The sequence below is a fragment of the Diaminobutyricibacter sp. McL0608 genome, assembly GCF_039613825.1.
GTDB lineage: Bacteria > Actinomycetota > Actinomycetes > Actinomycetales > Microbacteriaceae > Diaminobutyricibacter.
The window spans coordinates 108,803-130,740 of record NZ_CP154826.1; the positions used below are offsets into that span (position 1 = coordinate 108,803).

Annotated in this window: 22 protein-coding genes and 1 tRNA gene; 9 read left to right on the plus strand and 14 right to left on the minus strand. The window is 63.6% G+C overall.

What is annotated here, in order from left to right; genetic code table 11:
- The first annotated feature begins 13 nt into the window (after positions 1–13).
- Both AAYO93_RS00475 and AAYO93_RS00480 read left to right on the plus strand, forming a co-directional pair.
- Positions 14–664: a DUF2510 domain-containing protein gene (locus tag AAYO93_RS00475; RefSeq protein ID WP_345763069.1), complete on the plus strand. Its 651-nt coding sequence runs from the start codon at positions 14–16 to the stop codon at positions 662–664.
- Positions 665–780: 116 nt separating this feature from the next.
- Positions 781–874 (plus strand) — tRNA-Ser (locus tag AAYO93_RS00480).
- A gap of 629 nt (positions 875–1,503) precedes the next feature.
- Here the strand turns inward: AAYO93_RS00480 and AAYO93_RS00485 are convergent.
- The 6 genes from AAYO93_RS00485 to AAYO93_RS00510 all read right to left on the minus strand — a co-directional run bounded on the left by AAYO93_RS00485 (position 1,504) and on the right by AAYO93_RS00510 (position 6,544).
- On the minus strand, positions 1,504–2,514 hold the full coding sequence (locus AAYO93_RS00485) for an RNA polymerase subunit sigma-70 (protein WP_345763070.1): 1,011 nt from the start codon (positions 2,512–2,514) through the stop codon (positions 1,504–1,506).
- 121 nt (positions 2,515–2,635) lie between these two features.
- Complete coding sequence (locus AAYO93_RS00490) at positions 2,636–3,568, minus strand: alpha/beta hydrolase (protein WP_345763071.1); 933 nt, start codon at positions 3,566–3,568, stop codon at positions 2,636–2,638.
- Between the two features lie 247 nt (positions 3,569–3,815).
- Positions 3,816–4,412 carry a response regulator transcription factor gene (locus tag AAYO93_RS00495; protein ID WP_434056657.1) on the minus strand — a complete coding sequence of 199 codons (597 nt, stop codon included), beginning with the start codon at positions 4,410–4,412 and terminating at the stop codon, positions 3,816–3,818.
- A gap of 26 nt (positions 4,413–4,438) precedes the next feature.
- The gene (locus AAYO93_RS00500; protein ID WP_345763073.1) at positions 4,439–5,599 is read right to left on the minus strand and encodes a sensor histidine kinase; all 1,161 of its coding nucleotides are present in this window, start codon (positions 5,597–5,599) and stop codon (positions 4,439–4,441) included.
- Positions 5,600–5,638: 39 nt separating this feature from the next.
- Positions 5,639–6,079, minus strand: a complete 441-nt coding sequence (locus tag AAYO93_RS00505; RefSeq protein WP_345763074.1) for a DUF6069 family protein — start codon at positions 6,077–6,079, stop codon at positions 5,639–5,641.
- Between the two features lie 177 nt (positions 6,080–6,256).
- Positions 6,257–6,544: an antibiotic biosynthesis monooxygenase family protein gene (locus AAYO93_RS00510; protein ID WP_345763075.1), complete on the minus strand. Its 288-nt coding sequence runs from the start codon at positions 6,542–6,544 to the stop codon at positions 6,257–6,259.
- Positions 6,545–6,649: 105 nt separating this feature from the next.
- Here AAYO93_RS00510 and AAYO93_RS00515 point away from each other — a divergent pair, with 105 nt between their 5' ends.
- Positions 6,650–7,213: a TetR/AcrR family transcriptional regulator gene (locus tag AAYO93_RS00515; RefSeq protein ID WP_345763076.1), complete on the plus strand. Its 564-nt coding sequence runs from the start codon at positions 6,650–6,652 to the stop codon at positions 7,211–7,213.
- Positions 7,214–7,352: 139 nt separating this feature from the next.
- Here AAYO93_RS00515 and AAYO93_RS00520 read toward each other — a convergent pair whose 3' ends face one another.
- Positions 7,353–7,946, minus strand: a complete 594-nt coding sequence (locus AAYO93_RS00520; RefSeq protein WP_345763077.1) for a dihydrofolate reductase family protein — start codon at positions 7,944–7,946, stop codon at positions 7,353–7,355.
- Positions 7,947–8,450: 504 nt separating this feature from the next.
- Between AAYO93_RS00520 and AAYO93_RS00525 the strand changes: the two genes are divergently transcribed.
- Genes AAYO93_RS00525 through AAYO93_RS00535 form a run of 3 tightly spaced genes read left to right on the plus strand, consistent with a single transcriptional unit; the run spans position 8,451 to position 11,604 of the window.
- Positions 8,451–9,740 carry an ABC transporter substrate-binding protein gene (locus AAYO93_RS00525; protein ID WP_345763078.1) on the plus strand — a complete coding sequence of 430 codons (1,290 nt, stop codon included), beginning with the start codon at positions 8,451–8,453 and terminating at the stop codon, positions 9,738–9,740.
- Positions 9,741–9,766: 26 nt separating this feature from the next.
- Entirely contained in the window at positions 9,767–10,711 is a 945-nt protein-coding gene (locus tag AAYO93_RS00530; protein ID WP_345763079.1) for a carbohydrate ABC transporter permease, read from the plus strand.
- Entirely contained in the window at positions 10,711–11,604 is an 894-nt protein-coding gene (locus tag AAYO93_RS00535) for a carbohydrate ABC transporter permease (protein ID WP_345763080.1), read from the plus strand. The genes AAYO93_RS00530 and AAYO93_RS00535 overlap by 1 nt, the downstream gene beginning before the upstream one ends.
- 340 nt (positions 11,605–11,944) lie before the next feature.
- Here the strand turns inward: AAYO93_RS00535 and AAYO93_RS00540 are convergent, their stop codons facing one another.
- The 3 genes from AAYO93_RS00540 to AAYO93_RS00550 form a co-directional block, all read right to left on the minus strand.
- Complete coding sequence (locus AAYO93_RS00540; protein WP_345763081.1) at positions 11,945–12,094, minus strand: hypothetical protein; 150 nt, start codon at positions 12,092–12,094, stop codon at positions 11,945–11,947.
- 64 nt (positions 12,095–12,158) lie between these two features.
- On the minus strand, positions 12,159–15,053 hold the full coding sequence (locus AAYO93_RS00545; protein ID WP_345763082.1) for a hypothetical protein: 2,895 nt from the start codon (positions 15,051–15,053) through the stop codon (positions 12,159–12,161).
- The gene (locus tag AAYO93_RS00550; protein WP_345763083.1) at positions 14,962–16,164 is read right to left on the minus strand and encodes an ROK family protein; all 1,203 of its coding nucleotides are present in this window, start codon (positions 16,162–16,164) and stop codon (positions 14,962–14,964) included. Before AAYO93_RS00550 ends, AAYO93_RS00545 begins: the two co-directional genes overlap by 92 nt.
- Positions 16,165–16,307: 143 nt before the next feature.
- On the opposite strand from AAYO93_RS00550, the gene AAYO93_RS00555 reads away from it, so the two are divergent.
- Complete coding sequence (locus AAYO93_RS00555) at positions 16,308–17,858, plus strand: glycoside hydrolase family 43 protein (protein ID WP_345763084.1); 1,551 nt, start codon at positions 16,308–16,310, stop codon at positions 17,856–17,858.
- Between the two features lie 27 nt (positions 17,859–17,885).
- Positions 17,886–18,521, plus strand: coding sequence for an SGNH/GDSL hydrolase family protein (locus tag AAYO93_RS00560; protein ID WP_345763085.1), 636 nt, complete (start codon positions 17,886–17,888; stop codon positions 18,519–18,521).
- Between the two features lie 628 nt (positions 18,522–19,149).
- Here the strand turns inward: AAYO93_RS00560 and AAYO93_RS00565 are convergent.
- Together AAYO93_RS00565 and AAYO93_RS00570 are read right to left on the minus strand one after the other, a co-directional pair.
- Positions 19,150–19,476 (minus strand): ATP-dependent DNA ligase, encoded by a 327-nt coding sequence (locus AAYO93_RS00565; RefSeq protein WP_345763086.1) that lies wholly within the window; start codon positions 19,474–19,476, stop codon positions 19,150–19,152.
- Between the two features lie 25 nt (positions 19,477–19,501).
- Positions 19,502–19,666 carry a hypothetical protein gene (locus AAYO93_RS00570; RefSeq protein ID WP_345763087.1) on the minus strand — a complete coding sequence of 55 codons (165 nt, stop codon included), beginning with the start codon at positions 19,664–19,666 and terminating at the stop codon, positions 19,502–19,504.
- 157 nt (positions 19,667–19,823) lie between these two features.
- Between AAYO93_RS00570 and AAYO93_RS00575 the strand changes: the two genes are divergently transcribed.
- Complete coding sequence (locus tag AAYO93_RS00575) at positions 19,824–20,429, plus strand: response regulator transcription factor (protein WP_345763088.1); 606 nt, start codon at positions 19,824–19,826, stop codon at positions 20,427–20,429.
- On the opposite strand, the gene AAYO93_RS00580 is transcribed toward AAYO93_RS00575, so the two are convergent.
- On the minus strand, positions 20,392–20,994 hold the full coding sequence (locus AAYO93_RS00580; RefSeq protein ID WP_345763089.1) for a GNAT family N-acetyltransferase: 603 nt from the start codon (positions 20,992–20,994) through the stop codon (positions 20,392–20,394). The genes AAYO93_RS00575 and AAYO93_RS00580 overlap by 38 nt on opposite strands.
- Positions 20,995–21,067: 73 nt before the next feature.
- On the minus strand, positions 21,068–21,874 hold the full coding sequence (locus AAYO93_RS00585) for an SDR family oxidoreductase (protein ID WP_345763090.1): 807 nt from the start codon (positions 21,872–21,874) through the stop codon (positions 21,068–21,070).
- Positions 21,875–21,938: the final 64 nt, after the last annotated feature.

A 21,938-nucleotide genomic window follows, 5' to 3' on the forward strand; every position in this document is an offset into this window, starting at 1 on the left:
AAAGGACGAAGCGATGACGGATGCACGAACCGGCAGCCCGACCCCACCCGGCTGGCTTCCCGACCCCACAGGGGTCGCGAGGCTCCGCTGGTGGAACGGCCACGACTGGACCGACCACTACGCGCCGCTCCCGCAGGCGGGGCCGGGTGTCCCGCTTCCCGGAGAGCGGCCCAGGCTGCCCGAAACGACGCCGGTCTACAACGTGTACATCTGGCTCGTCATCGCGGTGCCGTTCCTGTCCATCCCGCTGCTGTTCCTCTTCTCTCCGAGCGTCTTCGAGTTCAATCCGCTCGGAACGAGTGCCGACCTTGCGCGGGCGACGACCGCGATCCTCGTCGTCTCGCTCGCCGTCGGAGCGCTCAGCTGGGTGCTCTGGGCGGTGACTGTGCTGTTCTCCTGGCTCGACTACCGGGAACTGAAACGGTCGGGCGTCGAGCGGCCGTTCCACTGGGCGTGGTCGTTTCTCTCTGCGCTCGTCTACGTCATCGGACGCACCGTCATCGTGCACAAGGTCGCCCGGCCGCGTGGCCTCACGCCGATCTGGTGGCTCATCGGCGTCACCGTCGTCTCGCTGATCATCGCGATCGTGTGGAGCATCAACCTGACCTCGTCGATCCTGCAGTACTACTACGACAGCGGGTACAGCGGGGCGCTCGGGATCTGAGGTCTGGGGGCTCTGGCGGGCACGGGCCACGCGGCGGCCGCCTGAAAGAACGCTGTCCGGTGTTGGGCGCGGCGTCCGTTATGATTGCTGTCGTGCGTCCGCGAGCCGGTCGCGCTGGAGACGTCGCATAGTTCGGCCTAGTGCACCACCCTGCTAAGGTGGAGAACCCTTTACAGGGTTCCGTGGGTTCAAATCCCACCGTCTCCGCCATAAGATGCTGGTCGGAAGCTATTTTTGTTGACTGCGATCAATGCTTTTACGCTCTGTTTGACCACAATTGAGGCGTATTGGGAAATAGTCCCACCGTCGCAGGGCCGGACAGGCCTATTCTGGCAATGTCTAAGTGCATCGGGGCCACCCTTCTGGCTTTACCCTGCGTATCGCTTCTCTGAGCACTTCCCTTTGCCACGTAACTCCATCAGCTTGGTCCTTCGTGGTGCCCTGGATTGCGTTTCGCCCTTGTCTCTCCGTTCCGCCCAGCTGGCCCGTGCAATGGCAACAACAGTCAAGCTCACCGGCCCTCTGGCTCGCGGCTAAAGGCGCATCGGCCGTGACGGTGCTGCTAGCACAGCTGACGCTCACACGCGCCGACCCGACGGTCGGGCCGGTCTAAGTTCGGCTGGTCAGCTCGCTCAGCTCTTGTGTGACCAGGTCGTTCCATAAGTTCAGGAAGCGTTCGGCGGTCGGGCGCGTCTTTGGCCGGCCAGGCTGAGGCGGTGCCGATTGTGCACCCTTCCCGAAGGATACCGCGACGCCTCAGCCGGCTGCTGTCCGGCGTCGTCGGCCAAGCCCTGAGGTAGGAGCGGATCTTGCGTGGACCATGCGTTCTAAGTGGGCGCCTAGAGAACCCGGGGCAGGCGGAACGACTCGAACACCGAGCTCTCGAAGCGGGTGACGGCGCCGATCCGATCACCGCTGAGGGTGAGGACAAAGAGTCCGCTACCGCGCCGCGCCCCGTCCGGCGTTTCGAGGTACACCCCGAAGGCTGGCTGCCCGTTGGCACGAGTGGGCACGAGGACGTAGCGGTGGTCCGCTGAGAGGAAAAGTGACCAGAAGCGGTGGATCGCTTGGCGTCCAAGGTATTCGAGGGGCAACGGCGGCATCGTAATGAACGCGGTGTCGGTCAACAGAGCGACGAGCTCCTCTACGTCCGAATTGCCGTACGCATGAAGGAACTTTGCAAGCAGAGCCCGTTCCTCGGGCGAATGAACTGGAGGTGCAGGTGTCAGCCCGACGCCGCGATCCGTTCGGTGCCGCTCCAGGGCGCCCCTTGCGCGCGTTAAGGCACTGTTGACGGAGCCGCCGGTCGTGTCGAGCATTTCGGCGACCGCGCTGGCCGGGAACCCGAGCACGTCGCGCAGAAGCAGGACGGCCAGTTGGCGCGGCGGAAGGAGCTGGAGCGCAGTTATGAACGCCAGCGAGACCGACTCCAGGATTTCGAAGCGGGCTTCCGGACCGAGCGTCGAAGCGGGCAATTCCTGTAGGAAGTGTTCGGGGAGCGGCTCAAGCCAGACCACATCTCCCAGCCGACTCGGAGCGGGAGGCTGCACGCCGTCAACGTCCCAATCCTTCGGGGCACGTCGACGGCTGGCTCGCCGCATATTGAGACAGCGGTTCGTCGCAATTCGATACAGCCAGGTGCGCAGTGACGAACGCTCCTGGAAGCCGTCCAAGCCGCGCCACGCGGCAAGGAAGGTCTCCTGTACGGCGTCCTCCGCGTCCTGTAACGAGCCGAGCATTCGATAGCAGTGCACTTCCAATTCGCGCCGGTACGGTTCGACCAGCTGCCCGAATGCTTGGCCGTCGCCTGCACGCGCACGGTCCAAAAGTGGCTGCATCTCACGGGTCATTACAAGTCCTCTCTCCAGATAGACACCCGCCAGCACCAGAACTGGGCGCTTCTTGGGCGCCTAGTCCGGCCGCGTTGGACGTCACATCGGTCTCCGCATTCCTTGGCCCGAGGGTGCCGAGTCAAGAGTCTGTGACCACGCTGAGTAGTGAACTCGCGAACGTATCGATGCCGTCGATGACGTTGTCAAAGCGCGGAGAGTGGAGCAGGTCGAAGGAGTGAAGCGTTCCGGGCAGGCTCAGATAGACGACCGGACTCGACGACGTGGCGGCGAGCTGATCGGCGAAGGCCCTCGCGAATCGAAGCGGCACAAGCGTGTCCTCGGCGCCGTGAACAATCATGAATGGTGGCGCGTCGCGCCGGATGTGATCGTGCGGCGAGGACGGCGCCGCATCGTTCGTTCCGAGGGCACCGTAGTAGCCGTAAAGGCAAACGGCGCCAGTGACCGTGGTTTCGGCGCGTTCGAATCCGGGTTGGTAAATGGGGTCGTTGATGGTGAGTGCCGCTATCGCCGCTAGGTGGGCGCCGGCAGAGCTTCCTGCAACGATGAGGGTGCCGGGATCCGGGTGGAAGCTCTCGGCCGCCGCAGATCGCACCCACGCGATTACTTGCTTAGCGTCGATCAGGGCGTTCGGGAAGCGACCGGCCGCGCCCAGGCGGTAGTTCGCGCTGATGCACAGCCAGCCTTGCGAGGCGAAGCTGTGCAGCAGAGGTAGGGCTTCGCGGCTCTTCGCGCCGACCTGATAGTGGCCGCCATGAAAGTGGATCAGAATCGGACGCGGACCGGCGTTCTGGTCGCGGCTGAGGTAAAGGTCGAGCTGGTTGTGTCGGCCGTGCGGACCGTACCGAATGTTGCGGACGCGCCGCACGCGCCTCGGCCGCCACGGGAGAGGCAGCAGCACCTCGCGAATGCGGCGCAACGCATGCAGCAGCCGTGAGTGTCGGCTGGGCGGTTCCACCGCCGGGCTGAACGCACCGTTCAGCGCATCCTCTACAGCGCGGCCGGACCGCAGCCCACGACGCGTCACCTCGATCAACCCGGCTGCCGTGAGCACAGCGAGAGCGGCGACGGCTGCGCCGCCCACAGACGCCAGTTGGTCACCGGCGACTGCCAGCGAAGTGCCGATCAGGAGCCACGCCCAGCCGATCACCGGGGCCTCGTTGAACAGATGGGTCAGAAAGAACACGAAACGGGCGACCCCGGCCGGCCTTCGCGGAGGCCACAACACCGCCGCGGTGAACAGTGCCACCGGAAGCACCGTTTCCAGATACCCAAGCGCCATTTCCTCTCCTATCTTTCGATCACAGCCAGCCCGCGTCGCGGGCCTTGCTCAGTGCTTCGCTGCGGTTCCGGGAGTCGGTCTTGCCTATGGCGGACGAGAGGTAGTTGCGGACAGTGCTCGTCGACAGACGTAGCGTGCGGGCGATGTCGGCGATAGTCGTCCCGTCGGCAGAGCAGGCGAGCACCTGCAGCTCCCGCTCGTTCAGTGGGTTCGGGCTGGCACTGAGCGCCTGTGCCGCCAGCACCGGATCAACCACGACTTCGCCGGCCACCGCTCGCCGAATTGAGGCAGCCAACTCCTCGACCGGATCGTCTTTGACCAGGAAGCCTCGTGCGCCGGCTGCAAGAGCACGCCGCAGATAGCCAGGCCGGGCAAAGGTGGTTACGACGACGACGATGCAGTCGGGGTGCATAACTGCGAGTTCCGGCAAGATGTCTAGCCCGCTTCGGCCGGGTAGCTCGATGTCGAGAAGGACCACATCAGGCCGCAGGCGCCCCACCATTGTCGCCACTTCGTCGCCGCGGGCGATTGTCGCGACAACCTGCAGGTCGTCCTCGAGGTCGAGCAGTGTCGCGAGTGCCGATCGCATCATGCCCTGGTCTTCGGCGATCAGCACCCTCGTTGCAGTGGGCCGATCAGGCATCAGTGCGCTCGGGATGACACTAGGGCCGGAAGAGAGGCGGCAACCCGGAACCCGGCATCCGTCGGCGTCGCGGCGAAGTCGCCGCCGAGCGCCTGGACCCGTTCACGCAGGCCGATCAATCCGTTCCCGAGCGTCACCGAGTCGAGCCCCCGTGCACTGGTTCCATCATCCGACACCTCGATCCGCACGGCGCCCCGATCGCTCGTGATGGAGATCACACACCGGTCGGCGTAAGCGTGACGGAGGACGTTCGTGGTGCTCTCGCGTACGATCCGGCCGAGCAACGAGTCGATGGACACGCTCAACCCCGGCGGAGGCTGTGACATGCTCAGCCGGACGCCGGCCACCGACAGCGCCGATTTTGCGTTGGCGAGCTCCTCGGCGCAACGGAGCGCGCGGTATCCGGTGACGGCTTCTCGGACCTCGTTCAGCGCCTGGCGGCCGATCGTCTCGATGTCTCGGGCGTGCGCAGCGGCGGCGCGCTCGTCCCTCCCCAGCAGCCGCCGGACTGCTTCGGCCTGGACCACGATCAGGGATAGGGTATGGCCGAGCACGTCGTGGAGGTCACGGGAGAATCGCAGGCGTTCGTCCGCCACCGCGGACGCCGCCAATCGCTCGCGCGTCTGGGTGAGGTCAGCGATCACCCGGACCAGGTAGTGAATCACAAAGATGCCGGTCCCTGCCATGAAGGTCGCGACCCCGAGGAACACACCAGCGTCCAGCGATCCCTCTCCTGCGCCGGCCGCGAACGCTCCAGAGACCGCCAACGCAGTGATGAGACTGAGCGCCCAATGTTGCCGAATCGCCACTGCAGCCGCGATGGCCAGAATCGGGAAGATAGACTCGCGGTCGGCCTCGAAGAACACAAGATAGAACGTGCAAAGTGCAAGCAGCGCGCCGTAGACCATCTCCGACCCCCACCAGCGGCGCGAACGCGGGGGCCGGAACGGAAGCCAGACGGTAACGGCGAACACGACTCCGATCCCGATCAGGACGCCGGCCCGGTCCGGTTCCCGACCCGCGATTGCATCGATCAGCGGAGCGATCAGAAGTACGGGCGCCCAGATCAGGGCGAGCCACGGCCCTGCATGCCCGGCAATCCACTCCATCGCGGGCTCCGCCTCGGAGTGCACGCACGTATCGCTGTCGAGAAGTCTCATGCCATCCCTCCGTCACGCCATACCGGCTGGGAACTCAAACTACTCGCCACCGGGCGTCGCAAAGCGGGTCAATCCGAAGATCAGCGTCACCCCGACGACGATGTGCATCGTGATCAACGTCACCGCACTGCTCGCACCGACCCCGAGAGAGAGCGGGCCCAACACGGACAGCACCAAGATGCTCCAGCCGAGGATGATCCATATCGAACGAGCCCTCGGAGTCATCCGCTCCAGTATCGCGAGGAGGGCCCACCCGGCTCCGCCGGCGATGAAAGGCACGATGAGGATGGATGCGAGGCCCACGGCCTGCGTCGAAGTTCCGAAGTGGACGTCAAGCTTGACGCGTGCGCCGGAAACGGCGACAACCCATATGGCGGCGGCCGCGATGGATGCCGCCGCGAGGGTACCGGCGCGCCGAAGCCGACGGGACCTGCGGAAGCGCTCCCGCTCGCGAGAGGTTGGGATAAGAGTTTCAGTCATAAGTAGCCTGCTTCCTTCGCTCCTCACGCTACGCAGTGGAAACGACCGGCAGAGGAAGAGATCCCGGGAATCGAAGTACGAAAGTCCTATGCAGGGAAGCTGCCGTGGTGTGACCCGGTTCGTTACAGCTGTCAGTCCTCACGGGCTCGTCGGAGGATTTTTGGGCGGACGGTCTCGTTACGATCTGAAGGCCACCTCGAATATTTCGGAAAGAGGCGAGTCGAGCCGGGACTCGACCTTTACCTTCTCACGCACCGATGCATTGTTCGCCTCAAGATGACGTAGGTCGGCCTCCGTCTCCCAGAAGGAGACAACGAGGGCCTTACCATTGTCGTGATCGACGAGGTAGAAGAAGTCTCTGAACCCAGGGAGTGCGGACGCTGTGGCAACTTGTTCCGCGGCCAGCTTGGCCAGGGCGTCGAGCTTCTCAGCGGGTTGGTGAACGGTTTGAACGCGTGCAAACATTGGGTCTCCGAATGATTGTTAGGTTGAGACATTAGTGTCTCATGTTGAAACGCGGCGGTCTACAGGCGATATAGTCTGGGCACAACCAATTGTGGGATCGGAGACATGAGCAAGAGCGACGGCGCACGCCTCCGAACCACAGCTGCAATCATCGACAGTGCTGCGACCGTCCTCGCTGAGCGTGGCGAGGCTGCGAGCATGGATGAAATCGCGGCTACGGCCGGGATCGGCCGCGCAACGCTTTACCGCTATTTCACAAATCGCGAGGAGTTGCTCAGGGCAATGGCTGCGGCGAGCGTTCAGGAGCTCGCGGCACGGATCGAGGAATCCAAGCTCGACTCGGTCCCGATCGAGGAGGGTTTCGGTCGCCTTGCACGTGCTCTCCTTGCAACTGGCAAAAAGTTTGTCGCGCTCAGTGAAGACAGCGTCATGTACAGCGCCACCTATCCCGACTTCGACGCCAGGGTAACCGAGCCGATGCGTGCTCTCTTCCGCCGAGGGATCGCTGAAGGCTCTTTGAGGAGCGACCTCCCCTTCGACGTGCAGATCGACCTGTTCTCTGGACTCATCAAAGCAGCGCTGGGCGCAACGGCGAGCGGTCGTCGAGGCGTCGAGGAGACCGCCGCAGCAGTCACCTCCGTCTTCCTCCACGGTGCCCGCGCAGCCTAACGAGAGTCGGACTGCTCCGGTGGGTGCCTCGCCAGCGCGGCAGGTCTGGCGTGGCAGGCAATTCGGGCCTGGAGGCCGGATGGGCCATGACCGACTGGTCGATGTCTGCGCTAGGTCTCGACGTCGAATGACCGTGTGCTCACAGCAGCTCCGCGGTGCCGCGGACGTTCTCGTGGGCGCCGATCTCGTATCGAACGTACCCGAGGTTCTCTCCGATGCCTTTGGCCTCGATCAGGCTAACCCGCCTTTTGTCGCCGAGGTCACTGAAGAGGCGCTGGCCGACTCCGAGGACAACCGGGAAGACAATCAATCGCAGCTCGTCGGCCAAATCGTTTTCGATCAGCGTACGCGCGAGTTGGCCGCTGCCGTAAACGACAACGTCGCCCTCAATTTCTTGCTTCAGCTTGGAGACTTCTGCAAGGAGGGGGCCCCTCAGAATCGTCGAGTTGACCCATACCGGGTCGCCAAGGGTCGACGATACGACGTACTTAGGGAGACCGTTCAATAGGTTCGCGTATTCATCAGTCCTCGAATTCCAGCGTGACCCGAAGTATTCGTCAGTGTGCCGCCCCAACAGCAGGGCCTTGGCGTGCTGCGCCTCGGCAAACAGAACCTTGTACCACTCATCCCCGTCCCCGCCGATGTACTGCTGAAACCAGCCAGTGTGTTTGAAGCCTTCGTCTTGGTTGACTCCGTCGAGAGTGATGTTCTCACTGATAATGATCTTGCCCATTGTGCTTCTCCTGTCGTTACGGTTGGCCCTGCTTTCTATGTAGACACCGGAATGGCAAGGGAATGTGCGCTCCCGGCGCCTAATTGCCCTAGGCGGCGCGTAATCAGTTGATCGGGGCGGTCGCGAGGATCGATCCCAGGGGCTGTCTTCCGTGCCGCGCATCACTTTCGCGGCACACAATCGCCGGCGTTGGCGGCACAAACACTTGGGCATCGCCCTGTTCTCACTCAACGAAGTCAATATGCCAGCGGCGACACCTCTGGCAGCAAGGCGAACGGGTCCAGCGGGTCTACTACCGGGCCCCTCCGGAACGGTTCCGCGACTGACCTGCGGTGCATCCATCACTCAGATTGCGGAGTTATTGTGATGCCGAACGCGAGTCCCATTTTTCGATGTAAGACGAGCAGTAGAATTAAATACGCGACTTGTGCATATAATTACGGCGGGTCGACGTACGACCCTCGTCCCATCAAGATCACAGTCGCTCTCAAGAATGGACCCACCGTGTTTAAACGCCGTACAGCCGTGATCGTCGCGGCCACGCTTACCCTCGCTCTGGCAGGATGTGGCACCAATCTCCAGTCGCAAGGCTCCGGAACAGACAAGCCAATCGTCTACTGGGGCACCTGGGCAGCCAACACCCCACAGGCGAAGCTCTTCACCAGCATCATCAATGACTACGAGAAGAAGACCGGACAGCACATCGACGTCCAGTGGGTCGGCTCGGGGGCCACCGACAAGCTGAAGAACGCCATCGCAACCGGGACCGGACCCGACTTCTACGACACGTCGATCAACGGCGCGCCGGAGATGGCAGCCTCCAAGGCCCTCGGGGATGTCTCCACGATTTTCGACACCCAGATTCCGAACGAGAAGAAGACGATCAGGGAGGTGCTCCCCGCCAGCGTTCTCAAAGGCATCTCGAGCGACAAGGGGCCGCAGTTCGTGCCATACTCGATCTTCTCGATCGGGCTCTGGTATGACTCCGCGACCCAGCCTGACTTCGACACCACGCCGCCGGCGACGTTCGATGACTTCCTCGATGTGGCAAAGAACGTGAAGAGCTCAACCGGCAAACAGCCGATCGCTCTCGATGGCGGAATCTCGCCGTACAACGGCTACTGGTTCTATCAGTTGCTGTTGTCCACCGCAGGCCCCGGAGAGCTGGAGAAGATGGCTACCAGCCCCGCGGCGTGGGACGATCCCGCCGTACGGGACGCCGCGGAGGCGGTCGGCCGGCTCGTCAAGACGAACCTGTTCGAGAAGGACTACATGGCGACGAAGTTCCCGGCCGGTCAGAACGGATGGGCCGCGGGCGACCAGACCTTCATCGCGAACGGCACCTGGCTCGCAAGCGAGACTCAGCCGGTTCGCAGTGCGACCCAGAAGCCGAAAGTCATCGTGATGCCGCCCGTGCACGCGGGTGCGACCGTCACTCCGATGCTCGGCGCTCTCGGATGGGCTGTGAACCCGGACTCCAAGGTGCAGAAGCAGGTCGGGCAGTTCATCGCATTCGCGCTGCAGAAGAAATACAACGACCGCATCGCGACGGACACTCAGAACATCCCGTCGCGCAGTGACTCGCCGGCACCGAAGGAGCTCCTGGAGATCCAGAAGAGCCTGGACGGCGCATCGAAGGTCGCGCTCGACTTCGATGGCACCGGCTGGCTGGCTCCGCAGTGGTTCAACAATGTGTTCGTCCCGCTCGATGATCAGATGATCGGGGGCAAGCTCACGGCCGACCAGTTCCTCGCGCAGGGCAAGCAGAAGACCGCAGCACTGCTAGGCAAGTGAGCTGTTAGTTGACTATCTTCACTCCGTTGCCCCAGGCCGAAATGCCGGCCAGGGTTGCTGATCACGGGAACGGCGGCGCGCTCGATCGGGCGCGCCGCCGGGTCTACCTTCCGATGCTGCTCCCCGCGCTCATCCTGTATGTCGTGCTCTACGTCGCCCCGGCGATCGCGGGGATGCTCATCAGCTTCACGACCTGGTCCGGACTTGGGGCCGAGGCGACCTGGGTCGGTTTCCAGAACTACGTCGACCTGTTCAGGGACCCGGTGTTCCTCGCGGCCCTCGGCAACACCTTGGCGCTGACCTTGATCGTCGGGGTCGCACTGTTCATCATCGTTTCGGCTTCGATGATCGTCCTGCGCAGCACCAAGGGGCGCGCGTTTATCCGCTCCGCCGTGTTCGTTCCCGCGATCATCTCGCCGATCGCCATTGGCGTGTCCGTGTCGTTCATGTTCAACCCGAAGGGTCTGGTGAACGGTGCGCTGGGGGCGGTCGGGATGGGGGCCCTCCAGCGCCCGTGGCTCGGGCCGGACTACATCCTGTCGATCATCGTCCTCGGCGTGATCTGGAGTGCTGCAGGCTTCTACGCCGTGCTCCTGATGTCGGCCGTCGACAGCATCCCCGAGAGCCTGTTCGAAGCGGCCAGGTTAGAGGGGGCTTCGCTGTTCCAGCAGTTCCGCCACATCACACTTCCTCTCACCCGCGACATGTTCTCGACGGCTGCAGTTCTTTGGGTCATCGCGGGTATCAAGACGTTCGAGATCATCCTGGCCGTCACCGGCCAAGCCGGCATTCCGCCGATTCAGGCACGAACACTTGCGATCGAGCAGTATCTGCGAGTGACCACCGGGGAAAGTGGCGGCATCCCCCAGCTGGGGAGCGCCACAGCGATCGGTGTCGTCATGACGGCGATCACGGTGATCTTGATCATTCTGTCGCGGCGTATCGCGCGACGAACCAATCTGGAGCTCTAATGGGTCGCAATCGCACGGACGTTGCCCCGCCGCTGTTGTCGGCATTCGAGTACTTCGTCAGCTTCGCGATCAAGGCATCGCTATGGCTGTGGGTGCTGTTCAACGTCGCCATGGTCGTGTGGATCTTCTTCAACTCGGTCAAGACCCCGCGCGACATTTTCGCGAACCCGGGGCTGCCTGCGAGCTGGCAGTGGAGCAACTACTGGACCGCATTAGCCACGTCGGGGCTGGGTATCGCCGCGGTGAATACGGTTGTGATCGTCGCGATCTCCGTGACGGCCATCATGGGGTTGAGCTTGCCGGCGGCCTACGCATTGGCACGCCTCGGTGGCAAGTCCAAGGGTCCGATCGCGACGCTGTTCGCCAGCGGCATGAGCGTACCGATCCAGGCGCTCACCGTGCCCCTCGTGCTGATCAGCGCCGGGCTTTCGCGGTTCATGGTTGAGTGGGTGTTCGGCACATGGGATCCACGGATCACGGTGGTGCTGTTCTACGTGGTATTCGGTCTCCCTTTCACCGTCTTCGTGCTCGTCGGATACTTTCGTTCACTTCCGGCTGAACTCGAGGAAGCGGCCGCCCTCGACGGAGCCGGCCCGTTCAGGACATTTCGCAGCGTCATGCTCCCACTCGCTCGATCCGGCATCACCACGATGGTCGTACTCAACGTGCTCGGGCTGTGGAACGAGACCGTCATCGTGCTCCTGCTCATCCCGAACCAACAAATGCAGACCCTCAATGTGGCACTCCTGAACTTCTACTCGGCGATGCAATACACCTCCGACTGGGGTGGCCTCTTCGCCGGAATCGTCATCGTGATCATGCCGATGATCCTGCTGTACTTCTTCGTCGGTCGACGCGTGATCAGCGGAATGACTGAAGGATTGGGCAAGTAACCGGTGCGAGCCTCACAGGCGAGGCTGCCGGCGTCCGATAGCGTCGAATCGTGATCCGCTGGGTGAATGGCCCTTTCGGCGGGCGGCAAGACGACCACGTTCGCGCACTGGTCGACGCGCGCCCTGATCTTTCCGGTATTCGACACCGAATGGATCGGGGCGATGCTCGAAGCGCCGCTTCGTGGGAAGCTGCCGGTTGACGATTTCCAAGACTGGCCGTCATGGCGAGAGCTTGTGATCGCTGCGCTGCTCTCAGTCGAAAGGCGATTGGCGGGACGATTGTCGCGCCCCAGACAGTGCTCGTTGAGAACTACTGCGACGAGATCATCCACGTCTCGCGCTAGGGGGAGTCGAGGTCGAAGCCGTCACCCTTGTTGCACGTCACGCCGAGCTCGTAGAGCGCATTCGAGCGGACGCGGTTGAGGAAGCGGCGGTCGCCTGGCGAATCAAGCAGCTGGCCGACTTTGAGAGCGCCGAGTGGATCGCACACCGGACCAGGCTCGTTTCGACGCTGGATCGTACGCCTGAGCAGGTCGCCGAAAGCATTCTGCAGACTAGCTCTGTAACAGCCAGGACGAGATCTCCCACGGGTTGAGTTCGACCTCCAGTCCGCTCATCGCATCGATGGCTGCTCCGGGATTGCCGAGAAGATCAATGGGCGACGCGGAGCGGAACGGCCCGGTGACACGCGCACATGCTGGACTCGGGCTGAGGGCGACCAGGCGCAGCTCGACACCCCCGCTGACTCGCCTCAGGCTGCTCACGTGAACGTCACGTCCACTCACCTCGAACCCGGGTCTGAACCTTCTTGCGGCTGAACCAACCGCGGAGCCTCTGGAGATCAGGACGTCAGAGCGGAACAAGCTCGCACGCTCAACCGCACCGGCAGCACGCCACCCGGCTCGTGAGGGAAGAATCGCGGCGCGGACCGCAACGGTCGAGCCGATTTCCTGTGCACCCGGAATAGGAACCTCGGCGTACGCGGGTTCCTCTCGCAGGGGGTGGACGTTCACGCTGATCGAGCCGACGGCGCGAAGAAGAGTAATCGCGAGTTCAGACTCCCGCGAGCCGGCGGAATCCACGACCTCGTACTCGCTGGCATGCTCGAGCAGCACCGTCACCGGCCCGGCACTCACGAATGAATCGGCCGGATATGTCGGGAGCGGGTACTCGCCCCAGCCGCCCTCGCTTTCACGACCTCGAGCGGTGACGGCGAACTGCCCTTCAGATTCGGAACCCGGGACGTGCTCACCCAGAGGCACGTGCAGCCTGACACGGTGACTGCGAGAGGGATTTACGAATTCGACGTTCAGTCTCACGAAGTCTTCGTGGCTGCGCAGCTCGACGACCATGTCGACGACCACATCGACCAGGTCGATTCCGCGCCGATCGGCATTGCAGTCCAGGTCGGTCGGCCAACGGTAGGTGCGGCGAATCCTCAGCCGGCCTCGCAACGGCCCGCTCTCCAAGACCTCGACCTCCACAGAGACGGGTTCGTCGATGAGGCGATCGTACATCGGGGGGCCGTAATTGTAGCTGTCGCCGCGGTCTCCGCCGTCGACAATTCGACCGACGCCGGATAGGACAGTCCCGTCCGATCCGGTGATCGTCAGACACCCGTGGGTGTCGACTATTGCGCTCACGTCAGCGTTGGAGATCCCGGCCGAACCTGCAACAACGCCATCCAAGACGGTGTCGACATCAGAAGTGACCGCGGCCGGATCGAGAGACACCGGAACGATGGACGATCCAGCGATGGGCAGCTCGATGAGCACTCTCTGGCGTGGTCCGGCAAGCGTGAGCACACGCCACCGACCTGGGTGCGCTTCTGCTGCTTGGTGGAGTTCGGCGCGAAAACCAAGCAGGTCAAAAAGACCGGGGCGCGCGATCGAGGAAAGGCGGAACGTGAGGGTGCCGGGTTCGATGGTGTACGACTCGATCTCGAACCCGAACAGCTCGGTGCGGTGGATACGGTTCGCCACGCGATGCAGGTCTGAAGCCGAGAACGACTCGTCTGCCAGTACCGCATTGGTCTCATCGAGGAGCTGCGTCCGCAGCCCCGTCCCGTTCGCGCTCGCAGATATGCCCCCGAGGTGGGCGGACGACTCCACCTCCACCTCGGCCAACGCGACACGAGCGAACGGAAGGGCGTTGAAGGCGACGAACATGCTCTGCGGCACTGATGTCGCCATCTCAGCGATCACTCCATCGCGCACCGCGCGGGCGATCTGCCCGGCTTCGGCCAGGCGGGCAGCCACCTGCGTCACCGTTTCATCTGTGCCCGACCCGACGACCGAGTCATGTGCGGAGGACTCGATCACCTTGCGCCACGCGGCGTCCAAGAATGGCGAGAAATCGCGTTCCGAGTGCGACGCGGCCAGACGTTCGGCATCGAACAGCAGACGTTCGGATGCACTCATCGCGACCTTCAGATCGCGGCGAATCGAGAGCACGCCCGGGAGAATGTTGCCTCGCACGTGACTTCGAAGTTCTCCCTCGACCACCATGAGTGTCTCGGGGGATGGCATCATGTCGACGTATTCGTCAAGCGTCGCGATACGAGCCGGAAATTCGGGCTGATCTACATGCTGCACCCACTCGAGCAGGGCAGGGTTCGGTGCCATGTGATCGGTCCCGAACATGCCGAGCACGGGATCCGTCGCCCAGCGGTCCGCGGTATTGGATGCGTATTCGGCCACCGCCTCCCGAACCCGCTCCGGGAGGAGGAACAGGTCCAGTGCGTTGCTGTACGTGTCAAAGAGATACTCCGCACGCACGCTCGAACCGTCGGGCGCCCGCCAAAGGAAGGCATGTTCTTTCACGCGGCCGGGCACACCTCGCCAGAGCGCCGTGTGAAGCCTGCCGGTCTTGGCGAGGATCTGAGGCATCTGGGCGATGTGGCCGAACATGTCAGGGAGGTAGCCGACCTTCATCGCGCCGCCGAGCCCTTCGGCGATGGACACGCCCAGCTGGAGATTGCGAACGATCGTCTCCCCCGAGCAGAGGAACTCGTCGAGCAGGATGTACCAGGGGCCGATCGCAAGCTGACCCGCCGAGACGAGCGCACGAACACGCTCCGCGTTCTCCGGGCGAATCGCCAAGTAGTCATCGATGGCCGCTGCTTGACCGTCCAGAGTGAATCGAAACGCCGGCTCGCGCTCTGCGAGTTCGAGAACTTCGTCGAGCACCTCGACCAGCCGGAAACGGAAGACCTGGAAGGGTTCGTACCATTCACGATCCCAATGGGTGTGGGGTACGAATACGATTCCGGCTGCAGATGGTCCACTCATGAAATGGACATTACCCGATTCGGCAAATAAAATACCAACTGTCGAAACTAATCGACGGATCGTGTTTTCAGATGGCCGCGGTGGTGAGTAACTCGGCCGACGGTGCCGGGAAGGCCGACCCCTCGGTGACGGCGGCCGCGAGACGACCTTGCACGACATCCAACGCCAGTCGAACCGCACCGAGGACCACCGACCTGTCCGCCAGGGTCGACAGGCGAATCTCTGGATGGGTGATCGTCCGTTTCCGCACGTGGCGCTCCAGTGGTTCGAGAAAGCTCGCTCCGGCCGCGCTTACGCCACCGCCGATGACCACCACTTCCGGGTCGAGCGCGAGCACGTACGCCGCGACTCCGGTCGCAATCGCGTCGCTGAATCGGTCCACCGCGTCGGCTGCGGGGGCGGCGCCTGCCGCCGCGGACTGGAAGATCTCGGTGCGGCTCAGCTCCCGGCCGTCCACGACGACGCCGGAAAGATGCTCTTGGGAGTGTAGCCAGCCCAGTTCCGGAAGCGCGCCGAGTTCGCCGGCTCCGCCCGCGAATCCGCGGAAGAGGTGACCGGCCGTCATGATGCTGGCGCCGGTCCTGTTTCCCACCAGCACGTAGACGATGCTCGAGGCCTCCTTGGCTACCCCCAGCCAGTGTTCGGCGAGAACGGCGAGATTCACGTCGTTCTCCACGACCACATGGCACCCGAGCGTATCCCTCAGGGTGGAGGCGAGGTCGAGCCCCTGCCAATCGACCATCTCCAGATCGTGATAGATCACACCGTTCTGAACCACGCCAGGGGTCCCCACCGCCGCAATCCAGACGTCGTCGAGACTCATGCCGGCCCCGGCAAGTGCCGCGTGGACGAGATCCACGGCCACCTTCAAGCGCTCGTCGGCGCCGAGGGATTCGGCGACCTCGGTGCGGGTCACGAAGAGGCCCCGCCCGGCGAGGTCGCTGACCTGGACCTCGACCTTGTGTGGTCCGATGTCCATCCCGAGGACGCAACCGACCTCTGCGCGAAATCGAAAGCCCCGAGCCGGCCGGCCCGCTCCGATTCTCGGTTCGGGCTCGATGGCCGCGGCCCAGCCGAGTGGCACCAGGTCGTCGATGATCGCGTCCACGGCGGTGCGCGACAGCCCGGTCGAGTCCGCGAGCTGGGTGATGGTCTGAGGGCCATCCATCATGCGCTCCAGCAGGGCGAGCAGGTTCATGCGGCGCAGAAGCGAGCGATCTCCTGCGACCGCGTGCTGGGACGACGCCCGTTCCGGGTTGGTTTTTGGCATTCTCGGCACCGCTGCTACACTCCTGGTTTATCGTAACAAAGTTGCGTAATTAGTTATTGCTAGTGCAACAGTAGATCAGGATGGGGCCGCATGGGCGCGGACTCGGCACGACACCCTGACGACTCTTCCGGAAGGAGACGGTCATGAATCCCATGTCCGCACCTGAGTACCGCATCGCGCCTGAGGAGGCGAACGTCCCCTGGACGCTCGACCCCTCGACAGACAGGTTCGAGTTCGAGCGCAGCGCGGATCAGAGCGCTCTCGAGCGAGTCGGTCGCGAGAGCGCCCTCTATGTGAGCCGTGCGGCAGCCGCCGATTCGAGGGTGACGACCCGCATCATCGAGCAGTCGGCTCTCCACGAGAGTGGGATTTTCCTGCGCAATGACTACACCGCAGGTGACCGCGCTGGGTGTGTCACACTCGGCGTGACCGCGGCCAATCGACTCGTCATGACGTGGGATCCCGCCGGTGCGGAGACGTACGCGGTGTCGTCCGCCGAGCCGATCAGCGTGCCGCTCTCACTGCGCCTGACGCGGAACGGCATCGCAGTGACGAGCTCGTTCTCGGTCGATGGCATGACGTGGACGAAGCTGCACACTGCACTGGTCCCGGGCAGTGCGGAGCGGCAGGACGCCGGGTTCTTCGCCGCGACCACCGAAGCAGCAAAGGTCGAACGGGTGAGTTTCGAAAGCTTCACGGTGGATGCGACGGAGACCGATCGCCACTCGTCGCCCTACCTGGCGATCGGGATGGATTTCCCGGACCCGGCGGTCATCGAAGCCGACGGTACTTTTTACGCGTATTCGACCAATCTGGTGCCGGCGTGGATGACGGACTCCTCATCGTGGGACAGCGACAACTCGGACCGTATCCTCGCCAATGTCGGCCTGGCGACGGCCGACGATCCCTACGGCACGTGGACCTATCAGGGCGACGCGCTCCCCGTGCTGCCGCCGTGGACCGAGAAGGGGAGGGTGTGGGCACCCGACGTCGATCGCCTCGACGACGGTTCGTACATCATGTACTACACGACCCTCAATGCTGCCGCGCTGGCCGCCACTCAGGAGTACCACGAGTGCATCGGCGCTGCGACGGCATCGAGTCCGAGGGGCCCATTCGTGCCGGTCGGGGAGTGGCCGCTCATCGCACGATCGGATTCGTGGGCCCTTGACCCCTCGGCGTTCGTCGACACTGACGGCACGCGATATCTGCTCTACACGCAGCGCATCGGTGATGACATCACGCAGCGACTGCAGAAGGTCGCCGCCGACGGCATCACGTTCCTTGGCGAGTCGACGCCGCTGTTGCACCAGTCATGGACCGACGGCTCGTTCGAGGCGCCCCACATCACGAAGCACGCCGACAAGTACTACCTCTTCTATTCGACGGGGGATTTCTCCACATATGCGACGCGGTATGCCGTGGCGGATGCGGTAGCCGGACCATACACGAGGGTGGAGACCCCCCTCTTGGCGCCGAGCCCCGGACTCCTCGGCCCTGGGGCGATGGTGACACTGCGCCCTCCGGCCGCATCTGATACCGACGCTCAGACGATCGCGTTCCATATCAGGCTGATGGCGCCAACCGTGCAGCGCGGCATGGCGATCGCCGAAATGGTGTGGGACGACGGAACACCCCGGGTAGACCTCAGTAGGCCACTGTCGACGATGGCGGCAACCACCAAGGAACCCTAAGGTTCCGTGCAGCTCGAAAGGACATCCATGACCATACCGCTGCCCACCAACGGCACCGTGCTCTTCACGGGCGACAGCATCACCGACTGCCATCGTCTCGAGACGGACGTGCCTCGGCTTGGCGATGGCTATGTTCGAGACATCGCGGCCGAGCTGTCTGTCAGGCTGCCCGGCATTCGGGTGCTCAACACAGGGATCTCGGGCAACCGGGTGCCCGACCTTGAGCAGCGATGGGATGCCGATTGCCTCGCGCTGAGACCGGACGTGCTCACGATCCTGATCGGCATCAACGACACCTGGCGGCGCTACGACAGCGATGACCCGACGAGCGTCGACGTGTTCGAGGCGGGCTATCGCCGGTTGCTGACCCGCGTGCGGGACGAACTCGGATGCACTGTAGCGCTGATGGAGCCGTTCCTCACCCCTATTTCGAAGGACCAGGATCGCTGGCGAGAGGACCTCGACCCGAAGATCGATGCCGTGCGACGGCTCGCCCAGCAGTTCGAGACGGTCCTGCTGCCCACCGACCGCGTGATGAACGAGGCCGCCGAACGGCTTGGCGCGGCGGCGGTCGCTTACGACGGGGTGCATCCGACCCCCCTCGGCCACCGGGCGCTCGCTGACACTTGGCTTACCCAGGTATCAGCTGTCGAGCCCGCATGACACGCACACCTCGATCTCCCGGGCGGTCATCGTCGGCGCGGTGCGGTGCGGTTGGTCTTGCCCTGACGAATTGCTTAGTCGACCACCGTCAAGGTTGACGCGGGCTGTCGCTCGGCTTTGTCGGTTCGGTCCGCACGACGAGGATCTGGTCCCTTGATTGCGGATCACCCAAGGCCCACAGCCGGAAGGTTCCCCCCAAACCTTCCGGCTGTGGCTACCTCCGCATTGGCCCCGCAGACCTAGGAGACCTATCGGAACCTAATCGTGATGGTGGTAGGAACCGACGGACAAGGCCCAGCCTTTAGAACTACCAGCCGCATTCCACAGCTCGCTGCGCTGAGCACAGGTCGGGATGGGCCGCGCGATGTTTTCCGGAGGCGTCGCACGAGACGAAATGCTCAGCGACAAGTTCGACTGTGCCCACGAGTTGCCCGGATCGTAGGGCGACCCAGAGATCCCGTTTCTGATGCGTCCACGCCACAGCCGACAGATCGTCCGCCCGTTCGGAGCCGTCCAGTGCGGAGTCAGAACTGGTCATTTTCACGGCGCCCATCTGTCACCCGGTTCCTGTGGTCTTGCCACGGCTTCGACGCTATGCCGAGAACCTCGCGTGCGCGAGGGATTGACTTCACGAAAGCATGGGCATGACTCGCTTCGTTGCGGCGCTTTCCTGGAGCACGTGAAGTCCACGCGGGCTGTTGGAGCTCTGGCTGAGTTGTTCCAGCCAATCGCGGTCGATCGGGGTGGCGACTCTGTCCTCGTACCGGAACACGAGCGGGATCGCAGGGTCGATCCAGACGGAGCAGCGTCGTTGGCTGTCTGCGCCGCACTCATTCCACGTCAGGAAGAACCCTTCCCGCCGTCGCAGTTTCAACCCGATCGCGATCTGTAGGTGGGACAGGGTGCGATCGTCGACTGCGATTTCGTGTCCGTTTCCGTAGACGAGCGTTCCCATCGTTGCCTTTCCACTACCCAACGGTCTAAACGCGATGGCGTCCAGTGAGAAGTCGCACCAGGAAGACGATTACCGCGATGACCAACAGCACGATTCCGATCCAGAGGAGAAAGTTCAGCGACTGCACCAGCCCGCCGGTCAGCAGCAGAATGATCGCGATGATCGCGATGACGATGACAAGGATGTTCATGATTGTTCCTTTCCAGGAGAGCGGCACCTGATCCTTCGACTTCATCACCCTTGTGGGTGTGGCGTCACACCCCTTGGGGTGGAATCGTTGAGGTGTGATGACATCGAGCAGGGCAGGCGGTTCGCCGATCAAGGTCGCTCTTGTCGACGACTACGACGTGGTGCTGCTCGGCCTGGCCCACATGTTCGATCAGTACCCGGAGCGCGTCGAAGTCGTCGAGATCGACGCAGAGGAACCGCTTCGCGACGTCGTCGACATCGTGATGTATGACTCGTTCGCCCAGCCCGAAACCGATCAGGAAGAAGTTGCGTCGCTGATTCGGAATCCCCGTTCGAGGCGTGTTGTGGTCTACACGTGGAACTTCCATCCCTCTCTTGTCGAGAGCGCCAAGAAGCACGGCGTGCACGGCTACCTGTCGAAGACGTTACCCGCGCGTGAGCTCGTCGCGGCTCTCGAGGCGATCCACAGCGGCGAACTCGTGGTCAGCGATCCGCCCAGACGGGCGAGCAGCGCGCCCGGGCTCGACTGGCCCGGACGTCTCGAGGGCATCACGGATCGCGAGTCGGAGATCCTGGCATTGATCGCTCAAGGCAAGAGCAACGCCGACATTGCCGCTCTTACCTACTTGAGCCCGAACACGGTGAAGTCCTACATCCGCAGCATTTACCGCAAAATCGATGTGGAGAGTCGCACCCAGGCAGTGCTGTGGGGCGTTGGCCACGGGTTCACTCCCGATCAGCGGCGTATGGAAGATTGGCGTTGATTCTCAGGGCGTTTTCGATGCTCGCCAGGCGCGGGTCGCGAAGTCCGACCATGTCGGTCTTCCACAGCGCGTCGGGGTAGATCACGTAACCCGTCATCCAGTCTTCGTAGCTCGACAACCGCGCGATCTGGAAGCCGGGTTCCGGGATTCGCAGCGACGGGCGAAGCACGTTGAGCGACACGGCAGAGGTGAACCCGTGTCTGCTGTAATAGTCCGGGTCACCTTCCAGCAGGACGGCAGCAGCCCCCCTTTCGTCGGCTGCCGTCAACGCTTCCTCGAGCAGCCGCGTACCGATTCCTTGACGCTGACGTTCGGGCACGACAGAAAGCGGTGTGAGGGTCAGCGCGTCGACGAGCCTCGGCCGGGCGTCGATCCATGCGGTGCTCAGCTGGACATGTCCGACGATCCCGTCATCGTCTGCCACAAGACTGATCTGCGTCGCACCGGATTCATTGAGGGCACGGATCATGTGGACGACAGGCCCATCGGGTTCCTCGCCGAAGGCCCGGGCGACGATCGCCTCGATCGGTGGCTCGTCCTCCGCATGGGCGGCACGGATCTCCATGCCGCAAACCCTAATAGCTGACCGGGGCGGGGGCTAGCACGATCGTGGGCGGCTGAGATACCGAGGTCCATGGTCACGCCTTTCGCCAGTCGTCGCTTGTCAGGTGCGAGCCGGCTTGCGGTCCCATCTGCAGCACCCCGCCGTCGACGGTCCAGGACGCGCCGGTGACGTAGGACGCGGCAGGCGAGGCGAGGAAGGCGATGACGGCCGCGACTTCGCGCGCGTCCCCCGGGCGACCGAGCGGAATGCCGGGGCGGTGCACCTGGCGCGGGTCCTCATCCGTAGCGTTGTTCATCGGGGTCGAGATCTCGCCGGGGGCGACCGCGTTGCAGGTGATGCCGTATTCGCCGAGCTCGAGGGCGAGTGTCTTGATGAGTCCCCCCAGGCCGTGTTTGGCGGCGTCGTAGGCGGATGACCCGACTCGCGGCTGGTGCTCGTGCACGCTGGTGACGGCGATGATCCGGCCGCCGCGGCCGGCGTCGACCATGCGGCGTGCGATGCGCTGGATGCACACGAACGGGCCATCGAGGTCGGCGGCGACGGTGTTGCGCCAGGTGTCCCAATTCGTGTCGAAGAAGGCCGGTCCGCCGTTGACGCCGGCGTTGTTGACGAACACGTCGCAGCTACCGAGCGCGTCGGCCATGCCGTCCACCACATCACCGCAGGCGGGCGCGTCGGTCGTGTCCAGCCGGGCGACCACTGCGCGTCTGCCTGCCTCACGAACGAGGCGGGCGGTCTCTTCGGCGCCCTGTTCATCCGAATGCCAGGTGATGCCGACGTCGAGCCCGGCCTCAGCCAGCGCGACGGCCGTTGCGCGCCCGATGCCGGAGTCGGAACCGGTGACGATTGCGGTGCGGGGAGCGAAGTCTTCTTCAGTCATGCCGCCGAGTGTCCGCTCGAACGAGTCTCGCGGCAAGGGGTTGCGTGTGGGCTCAAGGCGCGTA

What these genes read in the sequence shown, in the direction of transcription:
- AAYO93_RS00580 (WP_345763089.1), bottom strand. Translation starts at nt 20,994, where the DNA reads ATGGAGATCCGTGCCGCCCATGCGGAGGACGAGCCACCGATCGAGGCG.
- AAYO93_RS00560 (WP_345763085.1), top strand. Translation starts at nt 17,886, where the DNA reads ATGACCATACCGCTGCCCACCAACGGCACCGTGCTCTTCACGGGCGAC.
- AAYO93_RS00500 (WP_345763073.1), bottom strand. Translation starts at nt 5,599, where the DNA reads ATGAGACTTCTCGACAGCGATACGTGCGTGCACTCCGAGGCGGAGCCC.
- AAYO93_RS00505 (WP_345763074.1), bottom strand. Translation starts at nt 6,079, where the DNA reads ATGACTGAAACTCTTATCCCAACCTCTCGCGAGCGGGAGCGCTTCCGC.
- AAYO93_RS00510 (WP_345763075.1), bottom strand. Translation starts at nt 6,544, where the DNA reads ATGTTTGCACGCGTTCAAACCGTTCACCAACCCGCTGAGAAGCTCGAC.
- AAYO93_RS00565 (WP_345763086.1), bottom strand. Translation starts at nt 19,476, where the DNA reads ATGGGAACGCTCGTCTACGGAAACGGACACGAAATCGCAGTCGACGAT.
- AAYO93_RS00520 (WP_345763077.1), bottom strand. Translation starts at nt 7,946, where the DNA reads ATGGGCAAGATCATTATCAGTGAGAACATCACTCTCGACGGAGTCAAC.
- AAYO93_RS00535 (WP_345763080.1), top strand. Translation starts at nt 10,711, where the DNA reads ATGGGTCGCAATCGCACGGACGTTGCCCCGCCGCTGTTGTCGGCATTC.
- AAYO93_RS00475 (WP_345763069.1), top strand. Translation starts at nt 14, where the DNA reads ATGACGGATGCACGAACCGGCAGCCCGACCCCACCCGGCTGGCTTCCC.
- AAYO93_RS00550 (WP_345763083.1), bottom strand. Translation starts at nt 16,164, where the DNA reads ATGCCAAAAACCAACCCGGAACGGGCGTCGTCCCAGCACGCGGTCGCA.
- AAYO93_RS00555 (WP_345763084.1), top strand. Translation starts at nt 16,308, where the DNA reads ATGAATCCCATGTCCGCACCTGAGTACCGCATCGCGCCTGAGGAGGCG.
- AAYO93_RS00515 (WP_345763076.1), top strand. Translation starts at nt 6,650, where the DNA reads ATGAGCAAGAGCGACGGCGCACGCCTCCGAACCACAGCTGCAATCATC.
- AAYO93_RS00585 (WP_345763090.1), bottom strand. Translation starts at nt 21,874, where the DNA reads ATGACTGAAGAAGACTTCGCTCCCCGCACCGCAATCGTCACCGGTTCC.
- AAYO93_RS00570 (WP_345763087.1), bottom strand. Translation starts at nt 19,666, where the DNA reads ATGAACATCCTTGTCATCGTCATCGCGATCATCGCGATCATTCTGCTG.
- AAYO93_RS00545 (WP_345763082.1), bottom strand. Translation starts at nt 15,053, where the DNA reads ATGTCGTGCAAGGTCGTCTCGCGGCCGCCGTCACCGAGGGGTCGGCCT.
- AAYO93_RS00485 (WP_345763070.1), bottom strand. Translation starts at nt 2,514, where the DNA reads ATGACCCGTGAGATGCAGCCACTTTTGGACCGTGCGCGTGCAGGCGAC.